Source organism: Nocardia sp. NPDC041819 (genome assembly GCF_055590505.1).
Window position 1 is genome coordinate 77,885 of record NZ_JBVJAP010000003.1, and the last position, 18,088, is coordinate 95,972.

Consider the following 18,088-nt stretch of genomic DNA (forward strand, 5'->3'; position numbering starts at 1 on the left):
CTACTCCGCGATCACGATGGTGATCTCGGCACCGGCCGCGTCGGTCGATTCGTCCGGGCCCGCGAACCAGTGGGTGACCTCGCCGTCGGTGAGGTCGGTGTCGAGGTCGCCGGTCGGGACGACGGACAGGGCGCCCGCGGTGGCGGAGGTCAGGAACTCCAGGACCGCGGGGCGGCCGGAGAGCGCGGTGGTGTACGTGGTCGACTCGAAGTCGATCTCGTGTTCCTCGCGCAACCGTTCGGCTTCGTCGAGCGCGTCGGACTGGGTGATCGCGACCGCCCCGTCCGCCGTGGCGACGACGAAGGCCGGGTGTTCCTCGCCGAGCGGGCGGACCCGGTCGGCGTAGGAGACCGGATGCGCGGCCGCCTCGGCGATGTCCTGGCGCACCTGGGCGTCGGCGAGCGCCACCCAGCGGATGTCGCTGTCGGCCACCGGTTCCGCGGTGAGTCCGAATCCGGCGCCCGCCGCGGTCAGCTGCTCGGCGGTGAGATCGCCCGCGAACAGGCATGCCGCACCGGCCTTCTGGACCGCCCAGGCCGCGACCACCGCGTCCACCGAACGCGGCAGCGTCACCGCGACGACGTCGCCCGGTCCGGCACCGCGATCGATGAGCACCCGGGCCAGCTGGGAGGAGCGCCGATCCAGCACGTGGTAGGCGACCTCGTCGTCGCCGGCCAGCAGCGCGGGCGCTTCGGGGTCCTCTTCCACGACCTCGGCGAGCACCTTGGCCACCGTGCGCGCCCCGACCCGGCCGACCGGCTCCGGCGTGGACGCCGTTGCGGTGATGCCGGATTCGGCCAGCAGCCGCGCCCGTTCGCCTTCGTCCAGGATGTCGATGTCGCCGACCAGCGCGTCCGGATCACCGAGTAGCGCCTCCAGCACCCGCACCAGCCGCTCGGCGAGGGTCTCGACCTCTTCGGCGGTGAACCGGCTGCCCAGGTACTTCAGCGTCAGCTCGATGGTGGACTCCGCGATCACCAGCAGCGTCATCGGGTAGTGCGTGGCGTCGTTGACGCCGACACCGGTCACCGACATGCCGTCGATCGAGCTGGCGGCCGAGATCGCCTCCTTGTCCATCGGATACGACTCGAACACCAGCAGCGTGTCGAACAGCGACCCGGTGCCAGCCACCCGCTGGATGTCGGTGAGCCCCACGTAGTGGTGCTCGAGCAGACCGGCCTGGTCGCCCTGCAGCCGGGCCAGCAGTTCGCCGATGGTCTGGCGGTCATCGATGCGCAGCCGCACCGGCAGCGTGTTGATGAACAGACCCACCATCGACTCGACACCGGGCAACTCGGCCGGGCGGCCGGACACCGTCGCGCCGAACACCACGTCGCCGCGTCCGGTGAGACGTCCGAGCAGGATGCCCCAGGCGGCCTGCACCAGCGTGTTCACCGTGACACCGAGTTCGGCGGCGTGCTTGGTGATCCGGCGGGTGCGGTCGGCGTCGAGTTCGGTGACCACCTTGCCGATCTCGTAGTTCTCCGCGGCGCGCGGCTGCGGAGCGAGCTGGGTGGGTTCGTTGACGCCCTCCAGCGCCGCCGACCAGGCGCGCAGCGAGGCGTCCCGGTCACGCCCGGCCAGCCAGCCGAGGAAGTTGCGGTAGGAGGCCACCCGAGGCAAGGCGGTCTGGTCGCCGCGCACCGCGTACAGCACCAGCAGGTCCCGCATCAGCAGCGGCATCGACCAGCCGTCCAGCAGGATGTGGTGGGTGGTGATGGCCAGGTGCCATTGCGCGGAGTCGCTGCGCAGCAGCGTGAACCGGATCAGCGGCGGGACGGCCATGTCGAAGTGCGTCGCCTGCTCGGCCGCGACCTGCCTGCGCAGCTCCGCGGTCCGCTCGTCGGCGGGCAGATCGGTGAGATCCACTTCGCGCCATGGCGCCTCGACCCGATCCAGCACCACCTGCACGGCCTGTCCGTCGTTGTCGGTGACGAACGCGGTGCGCAGGTTCGGGTACCGGTCGACGATGCCCTGAGCCGCAGCCCGCAGCCGTGCCACGTCCAGCGCGCCGCCCAGGTCCACCACGGCCTGCATGGTGTACACGTCCACGGTGGATTGGGTCATCATCGCGTGGAACAGCAGACCCGACTGAAGCGGCGAGAGCGGCCACACCTCGGTCAGCGCCGGGTAGGTCCGTTCCCACTGCTCGATGTCCTGCTGACCCACCCGCACCAGCGGCATGTCCGACGGCGTGTAGCCACCCGCGTCCGGCCGGCGGGCATGCGTGGCCAGCGCGGTGAGCGCCTCGACCCACAGCTCGGCGAACTCCCGCACCCGTTCCCGGGTCAGCAGGCCGGTCGGGAAGGCGAACGACGCGCCCAGGCTGGGCCCCTCGTCGGAGTCGGTGACGATCGCGTTGATATCGATCGTCGCGTTGGCGGGCATGTCGAGGTCCATGTCGACATCCAGCTGACCCAGGTCGGCCACCGGCACCCAGCCGATCTCGGCGAGTTGCTCGGGGATCTCCCCGGCCGACATCCGGCCCAGGTAGTTGAAGCTGATCTGCCCGGACGATCCCAGACCCGCCGCGGTCTCCGGATTCAGCTGCCGCAGCAGGCCGTAGCCGAGGCCCTTGTCGGGCACCGCGAGCAACTGCTCCTTGATCGACTTCACGATCTCGCCGAGCGCGGCGCCACCGGCGAACGCGTCGGTGAGGTCGGCGCCGGACAGATCGAGCCGGACCGGGTAGGCCGAGGTGAACCAGCCGACGGTGCGCGACAGGTCCGCGCCCGGCACCACGTCCTCCTCGCGGCCGTGGCCCTCGAGCTTGATCAGCGCCGCATCCGAACCATCACCGCGCCAGCGGGCGACGGCCATGGCAAGCGCCGAGAGCAGCCCGTCGTTCACACCGCCCCGGTACAGACCCGGGATCGCGGTGAGCACCGCGTCGGTGACCTCGGCGGGCACGGTGACCTCGACCCGCTCGACGGTGGCGAACGTGTCCACCGCCGGGTCGAACGGACGCTCGCCCAGCAGCGGGTCCGGGGTGGCCGAGACCTGCTGCCAGAACGGCAGTTCCGCGACCCGCTCCGGCGAGCTCGCCGCCTCGACCAGGCTGTGCGCCCAGCGCCGCATCGAGGTGCCGTTGGCGGGCAGCGTCACCGACTGACCGGCGACCAGCTGCGACCAGGCGACCGCCAGATCCGGGATCAGGATGCGCCAGGACACGCCGTCGACCACGAAGTGGTGCGCGACGATGAGCAGCACATCGCGCCGCTCGCCTTCGAAGGCGAACCAGACGAACTGCGCCATCGCGGCATTCGCCGGATCGAGCCCGCCCATCGCCCCGTCGAGCGCTTCGGTGGCGACCCGCGCCAGCTCCGCCTCGTCGGCGTCGGCGGCCAGATCCACGCGGTGCACCAGCGCGTCGACGTCCACCGCGCCGTGCGGCAGCGCCTCGAACGTCCAGTCCGTGCCGGTCCGGCGCAGCCGCGACCGGAGCACGTCGTGGTGGTCGAACACGGCCGCGATGGTGGCGACCAGGGTCTCCCGGTCGATGCCGTCGGGCAGCCGCAGCGCCATGGTCTGCGAGAACCGCTGGTACGACGAGCCGCTCGCGAGGATCTGCCGCATGATCGGGGTCAGCGGGATCTCGCCGACACCGCCGCCGGGCAGCTCCTCCAGTTTCACCTGCTCGGTGCCCGCGCCGAGCGCGGCGATCTCGGCCAGCGAGGCCACGGTGCGCCGCTCGAACACGTCACGCGGGGTGAACTGCACACCGCGCGCCTTCGCCCGGGAGACCAGCTGAATGGACAGGATGCTGTCGCCGCCGAGCGCGAAGAACGAGTCGTCCAAGCCGATCTGCTCGACGCCGAGCACCTCGGCGAACACCTCGGCGATGACGGCCTCGACCTCGCTGGCCGGCGCGCGGAATTCGCGCGGGGCCAGCTCCGGCTCGGGCAGCGCCTTGCGGTCCAGCTTGCCGACCGGGGTCAGCGGGATCTCGTCGATCACCACGATCGCCGTCGGCACCATGTGCGGCGGCAGGGTGTGCGAGGCGTACTCGCTCAACCGGGCAGTGTCGATCTCGCGACCGGGCGCGGCCAGCACGTAGGACACCAGAATCGTCGCGCCCGCCTCGGTCTTGCGGCCGATCGTGATCGCGTACTCGACGTCTTCGTGGCTCGCCAGCACGGTGTCGATCTCGCCGAGCTCGATGCGGAAGCCGCGGATCTTCACCTGGAAGTCCGAGCGGCCCACGTAGTCCAGCTCCCAGCGCACCGACGGCAGCGCGGCGTTGCCCGCCCGCTCACCGGGTTCGGCGAACCAGCGCACCACGTCACCGGTGCGGTACATCCGCGCGCCCTCGTCGCTCCACGGGTTGGCGACGAACCGTTCCGCGGTGAGGTCGGGGCGGTTGTGGTAGCCGCGCGCCAGCGCGCCACCGGCCAGGTACAGCTCGCCCGCGACGCCGGGGGGAACCGGGTTGAGCCGGTTGTCCAGCACCAGCGCGGACATGCCGCGCACCGGACGGCCGATGGTGATGTGCCTGCCCGGGGTGAGCTGGGCGTAGGACGAGATGATCGTCGTCTCGGTCGGGCCGTAGGCGTTGAAGTACTTGCGGCCCGGCCACCACTTGGCCAGCAGTTCCGGCGTGGTGACGTCACCGCCGACCGACGCCACCTCGAGCGCCTCCATGCCTTCCGGATCGACCGTGCCCAGCACCGCCGGGGTGATGATCGTGTGGCTCACCCGCTCGGTGCGCAGCAGCTCCGCCAGATCCGGACCGCCGATGATGGTCGACGGCACGACGACCAGCGTCGCGCCGGTGTAGGCGGCGCACAGCCATTCGAGCACCGACGGGTCGAAGCTCGGCGAGCAGATGTGCAGGAACCGGTGGTGCGATTCCAGCTGGTACAGATCCGCCGCGACACCGACCAGTCCACCCATGCCCGCGTGGGTCACGGTGACGCCCTTGGGCATACCGGTCGAACCGGAGGTGTAGATGACGTACGCCGGGTGGCGCATGGCCAGCGAGGAGATCCGGTCGGCGTCGGTGACCTGTTCGGCGGACTGATCTTCGATCAGCTCATCGAGAGCCGGGTCGTCGATCCGCAGCCACTCCACGTCGCGCGGCAGCCGGTCGACGTACTCGCTCGCGGTGATGCCGATGACGGCGCCGGAGTCGTTGACCATGTGCCGCATGCGGTCTTCGGGGTAGGTCGGGTCCACCGGCACGTGCGCGCCGCCGGCCTTCGCCACCGCCCAGAACGCGGCGACCATCTCGTAGGAGCGCGGGAACGACAGCGCCACGATGCGCTCCGGTCCCACACCGCGCGAGATGAGCACCCGCGCCAGGCGCGAGGAGTACTCGTCCAGTTCGCGGTAGGTGATCGAGCGGCCCTGGTAGCGCACCGCGATCTGCTCCGGGTCCAGCCGCGCGCCGTACTGCAGCAGGTCGGGCAGCAGGCCGGTGGCCATGACATCCTCGCCCTGCACGTGCGTGAGCAGGTGGAACTCGGCCGTGTCCAGCAGCGGCAGATCACCGATCGGGGTCTCGCGATCAGTGGTGATCGCGGTGAGCAGCCTGGTGAAGCGCTCGGCGAACACCCGTACCGTCTCGTCGTCGAACAGGTCGCGCGCGAAGGAGAACTCCGCGTACATGCCCGCGTCGTCGGGGTTCTCCCCCGCCTCGCGGATGGTCAGCGACAGGTCGAACTTGGCGGTGTCGACGTCGAAATCGACCGCGCCCACGTGCAGTCCGGGCAGCTCGAAGCTGCTCTCGGGCAGGTTCTCGAACGACAGCGCCACCTGGAACAGCGGGTGCCGGGCGGTGGAACGCTCGGGATTGAGCAGTTCCACCAGCCGCTCGAAGGGCAGGTCCGCGTGCGCGAACGCCTGGAGATCGGCGTCCTTGGTGCGGGTCAGGAACTGGTCGAAGGTGAGGTCACCGTCCACGTGCGAGCGCAGCACCAGGGTATTGACGAACATGCCGATCACGTCGTCGAGTTCGGCTTCGCCACGGCCCGCGATGGGCGTGCCGACGGCGATGTCGTCGGTGCCGGACATCCGCGCGAGGAACAGCGCGAGCGCGGCGTGCACGACCATGAACAGCGTCGCGTTCTGCTGTCTGGCGATCTCGGTGAGCATGCGGTGCAGCTCGCCGGAGATCGGGAACACCACGCGTCCACCGGCGAACGACTGCGTCGTCGGACGCGGCCGGTCGGCGGGCAGGTTGAGCTCGTCGGGCAGCCCGGCCAGCGCGGTGCGCCAGTATTCGGCCTGCTGCGAGATCAGGCTGTCGGGGTCGGTCTCGGAGCCGAGCACGTCGCGCTGCCACAGGCTGAAGTCGGCGTACTGCACCGGCAGCGGCGCCCAGCCCGGTTCCACCCCGGCCGAGCGGGCCGCGTAGGCCAGCATCACGTCGCGGGTCAGCGGACCCATCGACCAGCCGTCCGCGCTGATGTGGTGCGCGACGAACACGAGAACGTACGACGTGTCGGATTCCGCGTCCGTGACGCGGAACAGCTTGGCCCGCAACGGAACCTCGGTGGTCACGTCGAATCCGGCGGAGATCACCTCGATGATCCGGTGCCGGATGTCCCCGGGCGAGACCGCTTCCGGCGTCAGGTTCGGCACGGCCCGTTCGGCGGGCACGATCACCTGATGCGCGGTGCCGTCCTGTTCGGGGTAGACGGTGCGCAGCGTCTCGTGCCTGCTCACCACATCCCCGACCGCCAGTTGCAGCGCTTCGACGTCCAGTTCGCCGGTGAGCCGCACGGCCACCGGGATGTTGTTCACCGCCGAGGCGGTGTCGAACTGGTTGAGGAACCACATGCGCTGCTGCGCCAGCGACAGCGGAATCCGCTCCGGACGCGGACCGGCCACCAGCTCGCGACGGCCACCGGCGCCCGCGTGCTGCTCGGCCTTGGCGGCGAGTCCGGCCACGGTGGAGGCCTCGAACAACACGCGCACCGGGACACGAGCGTCCAACGCCGCACCGATACGCGCCGCGACCTGCGTCGCCAGCAACGAGTTACCACCCAGGGCGAAGAAATCGTCATCGGCACCGACACGCTCGACGCCCAGCACCTCGGCATACACCGACGCCACGATCTCCTCGATCGGAGTCGACGGTGCACGGAAGGCCTGAACCTCGAACTCCGGCTCCGGCAACGCCTTGCGATCCAGCTTGCCGTTGACGTTCAACGGCAAAGCATCCAGCACCACGAACGCCGAGGGCACCATGTACGACGGCAATCCGGCCGACAGTTCCGACTTCACCTGAGCCACATCGACACCGGCTTCGGCTTCGCTGCCCACCAGGTAGGCCACCAGCCGGTCACCGGTCTTCGGATCCGACTTCGCGACCACCGCCGCCTGCGCGACCTCCGGCAACGCCAACAACGCCGCCTCGATCTCACCCAACTCGATACGGAAACCACGAATCTTCACCTGGAAATCCGTACGACCCATGTACTCGAGTTCACCGCGACCGTTCCAGGCGACCAGGTCACCCGTGCGATACATCCGGGTTCCCGACTCGAACGGGTTGGCCACGAACCGGTCCGCCGTGAGATCGGCGCGACCGAAGTAACCACGCGCCAACTGCGCACCCGCGAGGTACAACTCACCGGAGACGCCGTCGGGCACGGGCCGCAAGCGGCCGTCGAGGACGTAGACCCGGCTGTTCCATTCGGGCGCACCGATCGACACGGAGGTCTCGTCGGCGAGGGTGACGCGGTGGCTGGTGATGGACACCGCCGCCTCGGTCGGACCGTAGAGGTTGAACAGTTCCGTGCGCGGGTTCTCCCGCAGGAACCGCTGCGCCACCGAACCCGGCAGAGCCTCACCGATCGCCAGCACCCGCCACAGCGAGTTCGGCATACCGGCCGTCAGCAGCGCGTCCAGCATCGACGGCACCACATGCAACGTGGTGACCCACTCGCGTGCCATCAACTCGTTCAGATACGCCGGGTCGCGATGACCATCCGGTGAAGCGATCACCAGGCGACCACCGCACACCGCGGCCGACCAGAACTCCCACACCGACAAGTCGAACGTCGCCGCCGTCTTCAACAAAATCGCATCAGCCGCATCGAGACCGAACTCGACACTCTTCCACTGCAACTGATTCGCGATAGCGCCGTGCGGAACAGCCACACCCTTCGGGCGACCCGTCGAACCAGACGTGAAAATCACATACGCCGTGTTCTCCGGACGCAACGGCGCGACCCGATCAGCATCCGTGATCGGGGTGGCATCCACACCCGACAAATCCAGCTCATCGATGCGCACCACATCGGCCACATCGGTGCTGAATTCGGCGTCGGCATTGGTCAACACACAGACCGGTGCCGCCGTCTCCAGGATGTAACTCGTCCGCTCAGCAGCCTGATCCGGATCCACCGGCACATACGCACCACCGGACTTCGCCACCGCGTACATCGCCACGATCAAATCGACCGACCGGCGCAACGCCAGAGCAACCCTCGACTCCGGACCAACACCCAGCGAGATCAGATGCCGCGCAACGCGGTTCACCCGAGCGTCGAGCGCGCCGTAGGTGATCGACTCGCCGTCCTCGGTGACGAGCGCGACTTCCTTCGGCCCGGCCGCCACCGTGGCGTCCAGCAGGGACACCAGCGTGGCCGAGGTGTCCACCGCCTGCTCGGTCGCGTTGCGCGCGGTGAGCAGCTGGGTCCGCTCGGTGGCGTCGAGCAGTTCGAGGTCGCCGACCGGAGTGCGCGGGGCGGCGACGATCTCGCCGAGCAGGCGCGCGAACCGGTCCACGAAGCCCTGCACCGTCGCGCGATCGAACATGTCGGTCGCGTAGGTGAAGAACCCGGTGATGCCCTCGGGAGCGCCCGCGTCGTCGTAGCGGTCGGTCGCGATGAGGTGCAGGTCGAACTGGGACAGCTCGGTGTCGATGTCCAGGCCGGACACGCTCAGGCCGGGCAGTTCCAGCGCGGACTGCGCCAGGTTCTGGAACGACAGACCCACCTGGAACAGCGGGTGCCGGGCGGTCGAACGCACCGGGTTGAGCACCTCGACCAGGCGCTCGAACGGCACGTCGGCGTTGGCGAACGCCTGGATGTCGGTCTCGCGCTGACGGGCCAGCAGGTCGGTGAACGCCTCGCCCGCCTCGACCCGGGTGCGGAACACCAGGGTGTTGACGAACATGCCGATCAGGTCGTCGAGCGCGGCTTCGCCACGACCCGCCATCGGCGTGCCGATCGCGATGTCGTCGGTGCCCGACAAGCGGGCCAGCAGCACGGCCAGCGCGGTGTGCACGACCATGAACAGCGTCGCGCCCTCCGTACGGGCCAGCTCGATGAGCGCCTGGTGGGTCTGCGCGTCCACCCGCAGCTCGACCTTGCCGCCCGCGAAGGACTGCACCGCCGGACGCGGTCGGTCCGAAGGCAGGTCCAGCTGATCGGGCAGCTCGGCCAGCGCCTCGCGCCAGTAGGCGACCTGCTTGGCGGCCAGCGATTCCGGATCGTCCTCGTCACCGAGCAGTTCACGCTGCCAGATGCTGTAGTCCGCGTACTGAACCTCCAGCGGCGCCCAGTTCGGCGCCTCGCCCGCCGCGCGCGCGGCGTAGGCGATCATCAGGTCCCTGGTCAGCGGGCCGACCGAGGAGCCGTCACCGGAGATGTGGTGCACCACCATGGCCAGCACGTAGTCCACCGAACCGTCCGGCCCGGCCTGCGTGCCCTCTCCGGCGATCTGGAACAGCGCGACCTTCATCGGCACCTCGGTGGTGACGTCGAAGATCGTCGAGGTCAGCGCCACCACGGCGGACTCGATCTGCGACGGCGCGACCACCCGCACCTCCAGGCGCGGCACGGCCTGGGCGGGCGGCAGGATGACCTGCACCGGGCCCGCCTCGGTCTGCGGGTAGACCGTCCGCAGGATCTCGTGGCGGCTCACCAGGTCCGCGATGGCGGCACGCAGCGCGGCCACGTCCAGCGCGCCCGACAGCCGCACCGCGATCGGCACGTTGTAGGCCGCCGAGGCGGTGTCGAACCGGTTGAGGAACCACATGCGCTGCTGCGCCAGCGACAGCGGAATATGCTCCGGCCGCGGGCCCGCGGTCAGTGCGCGGCGACCGCCCATGTCGGCGTGCTGCTCCACCCGCACCGCCAGCGCGGCCACGGTGGACGCCTCGAACAGCAGACGCACCGGCACCCGGGTGTCGAGCGCCTCGCCCAGCCGGGCGGCGACCTGCGTGGCCAGCAGCGAGTTGCCGCCCCAGGCGAAGAAGTCGTCGTCCAGGCCGAGCCGCTTGGACTCACCGTCGCGATCGGAGATCCGCAGCACTTCGGCAAAGGTGTTCGCCACGATCTGCTCGATCGGCGTGACCGGCGCGCGGAACACCGCCTTCTCGAAGGTGGGCCGCGGCAGCGCCTTGCGGTCCAGTTTGCCGTTGGCGTTGAGCGGCAACGCGTCCAGCTCGATCAGCATCGACGGCACCATGTACGACGGCAGCTCGGCCGACAGCGCGGAGTGCAGCGCGCGCTTGTCCAGCGCGCCCGTCCGGGGCACCACATAGGCGACCAGCCGGTCGCCGATGCTCGGATCGTTGTGCGCGACGACGGCCGCCGCGCTCACCGCGTCCTGCCGCAGCAGCGCGGCCTCGATCTCGCCGAGTTCGATGCGGAAACCGCGGATCTTCACCTGGAAGTCGGTGCGACCCCGGTAGTCCAGCTCGCCGGTGGCGTTCCAGGCCACCAGGTCGCCGGTGCGGTACATCCGGTCGCCCGACGCGCCGAACGGGTCGGCGACGAACCGGTCGGCGGTCAGATCGGGACGGCCGAAGTAGCCGCGCGCCAGCTGCGCACCGGCCAGATACAGCTCACCCGAGACCCCGACCGGCACCGGCCGCAGGCGGGAGTCGAGCACGTAGACCCGGCTGTTCCACTCCGGCGCGCCGATCGACACCGACGCCTCGTCGGCATCGGTGACCAGGTGGCTGGTAATCGACACCGCCGCCTCGGTCGGACCGTAGAGGTTGTGCAGTTCGGCGGCGTTGTGCCTGCGCAACCGCTGGGCGGTGGCGGCGGGCAGCGCCTCACCGATGGCCAGCACCCGGCGCAGCGAGTCCGACAGGCGGCCACCGGATTCGGTGAGCAACGCGTCCAGCATGGACGGCACCACATGCAGGGTAGTGACGCCGGTGGCGCGCATCAGCCCGTTCAGGTAGGCCGGATCGCGGTGCCCGTCGGCGGCCGAGATCACCAGGCGGCCACCGGAAACCGCGGCCGACCAGAACTCCCAGACCGAGAGGTCGAAGGTCGCCGCCGTCTTCAGCAGCACCGCGTCCTCGGCGCCCAGCTCGAAGACGGATGTCTCCCACTGCAACTGGTTGACGATCGCGGCGTGCGGGACCGCGACGCCCTTCGGCTGGCCGGTCGAACCCGAGGTGAAGATCACGTACGCGGTGTTCGCCGGGGTCAGCGCACCGGTGCGCTCGTCGGCGGTCACCGGAGCGGCCGTGTACTCGGTGAGGTCGAGCGTGTCGATCGGCACGACGTCGGCCGCGGCGGTGTGGAAGCCGTCCCGGCCGGTGGTCAGCACGCAGACCGGCGCGGCGGTGCCGAGGATGTAATCGGTCCGCTCCGCGGGCTGGTCGGGGTCGATCGGCACGTACGCGGCACCGGCCTTCGCGACCGCGTACATCGCGACAACCAGATCGGTGGAGCGGCGGATGGCCAGCGCGACGCGGTCCTCCGGGCCGACGCCACGGCCGATCAGGTACCGGGCCAGGCGGTTGACCCGCGCGTCCAGCCCGGCGTAGGTCAGCTCCCTGCGGCCGGTCGGCTCGTCGGCGACCAGCGCCACGGCCGCGGGCGTCGCCGCCACCGTGGCGTCCAGCAGCGAGACCAGCGTCGCGGTGCGCGTGGAGCCCGCCGAACGCGCCGCGAGCAGAGCGTCGAGATCGTATTCGGTGGCGTTCCAGGCCGTGAGGATGCGCTCGCTCTCCTCGGACGCGAGCAGATCGATCTCGCCCACCCGCACGGTGGCGTCGGTCAGCACGGCGTCGAGCACCCGCAGGAACCGGTCGGCGAAGCCCTGCACCGTGTTCTCGTCGAACAGGTCGGTGGCGTAACCGAATTCGGTGATGATCTCGGCGGGCGTCCCGTCCTCGGCGTACCGGTCGTAGAGCGTGACGTGCAGGTCGGTCTTGGCCAGCTGCGAGTCGAAGTTGACCGCGCTCACGGTGAGCCCGGGCAGCTCGAAGGTGGTCTCGGCCAGGTTCTGGAACGACAGGCCCACCTGGAACAGCGGGTTGCGCGCGGTGGAGCGCACCGGGTTGAGCACCTCGACGAGACGCTCGAACGGCACGTCGGCGTTGGCGAACGCCTCCAGGTCGCGTTCCTTCACGTCGCCGAGCAGATCGGCGAAGCGCTCGGCCGGCCGCACCCGGGTGCGGAACACCAGGGTGTTGACGAACATGCCGATCAGGTCGTCGAGTTCGCGTTCGCCACGACCGGCGATCGGGGTGCCGACGGCGATGTCGTCGGTGCCCGACAGCCGCGACAGCAGCACCGCCAGCGCCGCGTGCACCACCATGAACAGCGACGCGTTGTGCGCGCGCGCCAGCTCGTGCAGGCGAGCGTGCCGCTGCGGGTCTATCTCGAAGCGGATCGCCTTGCCCTGGAACGACTGCGCGGGCGGGCGCGGCCGGTCGGCGGGCAGCTCCAGCTGATCGGGCAGGTCGGCCAGCGCCGTGGTCCAGTACGCCACCTGACGGGCGGCCAGCGATTCCGGATCGTCCTCGGATCCGAGCACCGCGCGCTGCCACAGCGCGTAGTCGGCGTACTGCACCGGAAGCGGCTGCCACTGCGGCGCCTCGCCCTGCACGCGGGCCACGTAGGCGGCCATCACGTCACGGGCCAGCGGGCCCATCGACGAACCGTCGGCCGCGACGTGGTGCACGGTGAACGCCAGTACATGGTCATTGTCCGCGATACGGAACAGCGCCACCGCCAACGGCACCTCGACGGTGACATCGAAGGTGGTCAGCGCGAAGCCGATGACCGCGCCGAGCAGATCCTCCTCGGCCACGTCGATCGGGGTGAGCGCCGCCGCCGACCGGTCCGCCGGGCGGATCACCTGGTGCGGCCCGTCCGCCGAGCGCGGGTAGGTGGTGCGCAGCACCTCGTGGCGGGCGAACACGTCACCGATGGCCTGCTCCAGCGCGGCCACCTCCAGCGTGCCGGACAGCCGGACGGCCAGCGGGATGTTGTCCACCGCCGAGGTGGCCGTGTCGAACTGGTTGAGGAACCAGTACCGCTGCTGAGCGGGCGACAGCGGGATGCGCGCCGGGCGTTCGCCCGCCTCCAGGCGCGGCCGGTCCCGGCCGGACCCGGCGTTGTGCTCCACCCGGGTAGCCAGCGCCTGGACGGTGGACGCCTCGAACAGATCGCGCACCGCGAGCTTGGTGTCCAGCGCGGCGCCCAGCCGCGCGGTCACCTGGGTGGCCAGCAGCGAGTTGCCGCCGAGTTCGAAGAAGTCGTCGTCCAGGCCGACCCGCGCGACGCCGAGCACGTCGGCGAAGGTGCCCGCCACGATCTCCTCGATCGGGGTGGACGGGGCGCGGAACACCTTGGCCTCGAACACCGGCGCGGGAAGCGCCTTGCGATCCAGCTTGCCGGAGGCGTTCAGCGGGAACTCATCCAGCACGACGAACGCCGAGGGCACCATGTAGGCGGGCAGCTCGCCGCCGAGTTCCGCGCGCACGCCCTCGATGTCCACCGAACGACCGGCGGTCGCGATGACGTACGCGACCAGCTGGTCGCCGAGCCGATCGTCCGAGCGCACCACGACGACGGCCTGGGCAATCGATTCCAGGGCCGTGAGCGCCGACTCGATCTCGCCGAGCTCGATGCGCAGACCGCGCAGCTTCACCTGGAAGTCGGTGCGGCCCAGGTACTCCAGCTCGCCCTTGTCGGTCCAGGTCACCAGGTCGCCGGTGCGGTACATCCGCTCGGACTCGCCGAACGGGTTGGCCACGAAGCGGTCGGAGGTCAGATCCGGACGCGCGACATAGCCGCGGGCCAGTTGCACGCCCGCGAGGTACAGCTCACCCGCGACGCCCACCGGCACCGGGTGCAGCCGCGAATCCAGCACGTACACCTGCGTGTTGAACACCGGGGCGCCGATCGGCACCGACACCGTGTCGGCCTCGGTCACCTCGTGGAAGGTGACGTCGACCGCGGCCTCGGTCGGTCCGTACAGGTTGTGCAACCGCGCGCCGGTGAGTTCCTGCATCCGCTGCGCGGTGGCGGCGGGCAGCGCCTCACCGGAGGCGAAGACATTGCGCAGGCTGGTGCATTCATCGGCGCGTTCCTCGGCCACGAACACCGACAGCATCGACGGCACGAAGTGCGCCGTGGTGACCTGCTCGCCGGTGATGACCTGCACGAGGTAGCCAGGGTCGCGATGACCGTCGGGCTTTGCCACCACGAGGCGGGCGCCGACCTGCAGGGGCCAGAAGAATTCCCATACCGACACGTCGAAGGTGGCCGGGGTCTTCTGCAACACCACGTCGGTGTCATCCAGGCCGTACTCGTCCTGCATCCACACCAGGCGGTTGACGATCGCGGCGTGTGAGACCGCGACACCCTTCGGGCGGCCGGTCGAACCGGAGGTGAAGATCACGTACGCGGTGTTCGACGGACGCAACGGCGCGCGGCGATCGGCGTCGATCAGCGGCTCGTCGGAGTACCCCGCCAGCGAGACCACATCGATCTCGACAGCCGGGGTCGTGCCCGCGTCGAAACCGTCGCGCGAGGTGGTGAGCACACACACCGGCTGCGCGGTGTCGAGCACGTAGCGGGTGCGGTCGGCCGGGTGGTCCGGGTCCAGCGGCACATACGCGCCACCGGCGACGCTCACCGCGTACATGCCGACCACCAGGTCGACCGAGCGGCGCATGCCCAGCGCGACCATCGAATCCGGGCCGACACCCAGCGAGATCAAGTGCCGAGCCAAGCGGTTCACCCGGCCGGCGAACTCGGCGTAGGACAGAGTCGTCCCCTCGAACGTCACCGCCGGCGCGTCCGGGGTCCGCGCCAGCTGCGCGGCGAACATCGACACCAGCGTGGCCGCCGGGTCCACCGGATGCGCCGTGTCGTTCCACCGCTCCAGCACCTCGGTGCGCTCGACGCTGTCGAGCAGCTCGACGTCGCCGATGGTCACCGACGCGTCCGCGGCGATCGCGGTCAGCATCCGCACCAGCCGCGACGCGACACCGGCGATGGTGTCGGCGTCGAACATGTCGGTCGCGTAGGCGAATTCAGCGGTCATGCCGTCGGCGGCGCCCGCGGCGTCGAACCGGTCGGCCAGGTTGAGGTGCAGGTCGAACTTCGCGGTCACCACGTCCAGCGGAACACCGGCCACTTCCAGGCCGGGCAGCTCGAAGGTGGCCTCCCCGGTGTTCTGGAACGACAGCATCACCTGGAACAGCGGGTGGCGTGCCTGCGAGCGCGCCGGGTTCAGGATCTCCACCAGCCGCTCGAACGGCAGGTCCGCGTGCGCGAACGCCGCGAGGTCGGTGTCCTTGGTGCGCGCCAGCAGTTCGGTGAACGGTTTCGCGGGATCGACCGCGCTGCGCAGCACCAGGGTGTTGACGAACATGCCGATCGCGTCGTCGAGCACCGCTTCACCGCGGCCCGCGACCGCGGTGCCGATGGCGATGTCGTCGCTGCCGGACAACCGGGCCAGCAGGGCGGCGAACGCCGCGTGCACCACCATGAACAGGCTGGCGCCGTTCGCGCGGGCCAGCGCGTTCAGCTCGCGCAACAGCTGCGCGTCGAGCGAGAACTCGTACACGCCACCGCGGTTGGACGCCACCGCGGGACGCGAGCGGTCCGACGGCAGGTCCAGCTGATCCGGCAGTCCGGCCAGGGTGTCGGACCAGAACGCGACCTGCTGGGCGATCAGCGACGCGGGATCGGCTTCGGCGCCCAGCGTCTCGCGCTGCCACAGCGCGTAGTCGGCGTACTGCACCGGCAGCGGAGCCCAGGCGGGCGCCTCGCCGCGCGAACGCGCGGAGTAGGCCACCATCACGTCGCGCGCCAGCGGACGCACCGACCAGCCGTCGCCGGAGATGTGGTGCACCACGAACACCAGCACGTGGGTGTCGGGCTGCGAGCCGTCCATCGAGCCCGCGATGCGGAACAGCGCGGCGCGCACCGGGACCTCGGCGGTGACGTCGAAGCCGGTCAGCACCAGTTCGCTGATCCGGTCGGAGATCTCGGCCTCGGACACCTCGATCGGGGCGAGATCGATGGCGTTGTGCCCGGCGGGCAGCACCACCTGCACGCCCTGGCCGTCGGCGGTCTCCGGGTAGACGGTGCGCAGCACCTCGTGCCGGTCGACCACGTCGGCGACGGCCTGGCGCAGCGCCTCGGTGTCCAGCGTTCCGGTGAGCCGGACCGCGAGCGGGATGTTGTTCACCGCGGTCTGGTTGTCGAAGCGGTTCAGGAACCACATCCGCTGCTGCGCCAGCGACAGCGGGATCTTGGACGGGCGCGGGCCCGCCACCAGTTCGCGGCGGCGGCCGGTGCCCTGATGGGTCTCCACCCGCGCGGCCAGCGCGGCCACGGTCGGCGCCTCGAACAGCGTGCGGACCGGGATCCGGGTGTCCAGCGCGGCGCCGAGACGCGCCACCACCTGGGTGGCGATCAGCGAGTTGCCGCCCAGCTCGAAGAAGTCGTCGTCCAGGCCGACCGCACGTTCGGCGGCCTGCGTCAGGCCGAGCACCTCGGCGAAGACATCGGCGACGATCTCCTCCACCGGAGTCGACGGTGCGCGGAATTCCCGTGCCTCGAAGACGGGCTCGGGCAGCGCGCGCCGATCCAGCTTGCCGTTCGGGTTCAGCGGCATGGCGTCGAGCACGACGATCGCGGCGGGCACCATGTACGACGGCAGGTGCGCGGACAGGTGCGCGCGCAGCGCCTCGACATCCACCGTGGCGCCGTTCGCGGGCACCACATAGCCCACCAGCTGATCGCCGGTGCGCGCGTCGGAGCGCACCAGCGCGACCGACTGCGCGACCGATTCGTGGGCGGTCAGCGCGGTCTCGATCTCGCCGAGCTCGATGCGCAGACCGCGCAGCTTCACCTGGAAGTCGGTGCGGCCCAGGTACACGATGGCGCCGGTGGCGTCCCGCGTGACCAGGTCGCCGGTGCGGTACATCCGCGCGCCGGGCTCCCCGTACGGGTTGGCCACGAACCGGTCGGCGGTCAGATCCGCGCGACCGAAGTAACCGCGCGCCAGCTGATCACCCGCGAGGTACAGCTCGCCCGCGACGTTCGGCGGCACCGGCCGCAGGCGCGCGTCCAGCACGTACGCCTGTGCGTTCCACACCGGAAGGCCGATCGGCACAGCGCCGTCCACCTCGTCGGCGACCGGCCCGTGAGTGGCGTGCACCGTGAACTCGGTGGGGCCGTACAGGTTGTACAGCGCCGCGTCGCTCACGCGGCGGATGGCGACGACCGCGTCGGCTGTGAACGCCTCACCGGCGACGAACAGCGTCCGCAACGAGGCGAGCCCGTCCGCGTCGGCCGGGTCGATACCAGCCGCGAAGACGCTCAGCATGGACGGCACGAACGAGGTCATGGTGACCCGCTCGGCCGCGATCACCTCGGCGAGGTACTGCGGGTCGCGGTGCCCGTCCGGGCTCGCAACCACGATGCGCCCGCCGGTGCTCAGCGGGCCGAACAGCTCCCACACCGACACGTCGAAGGTGGCGGGGGTCTTGAACAGCACCACGTCGTCGGCGCCGATGCCGTATTCGCCCGTGATCCAGCGGATCTGGTTGACGACCGCCGAATGCGGCACGGCGACGCCCTTCGGACGTCCGGTCGAACCCGAGGTGAAGATCACGTACGCCGGGTGCTGCGGGCGCAGCGGCGCGATGCGCTCGGCGTCGGTGACGGGTGCGTCCGGGTAGCCGGACAGGTCCAGCTCGTCGATGTTCAGCGTCGCGCGGCCCGCGCCGTCGAACGCGTCGCGGGCGGTGGTCAGCACGCAGACCGGGTCGGCCGAGTCGAGCACGTAGTGCACGCGGTCGGCGGGCTGGTCCAGGTCCAGCGGCACGTAGCCGCCGCCCGCGGCGTGCACCGCGTAGGCG

At 70.4% G+C, this 18,088-nt stretch carries 1 protein-coding gene (only partly in view); it reads right to left on the minus strand.

Annotated features, from left to right (window positions below):
- A protein-coding gene (locus ACZ6DL_RS12375) for a non-ribosomal peptide synthase/polyketide synthase (RefSeq protein WP_466050648.1) crosses the window boundary here: on the minus strand, positions 1-18,088 show its 3' end. Its footprint extends 25,631 nt past the window's final position; the window shows 18,088 of its 43,719 coding nt (coding positions 25,632-43,719); its start codon lies off the right edge, out of view — the gene reads right to left on this strand; its stop codon occupies positions 1-3.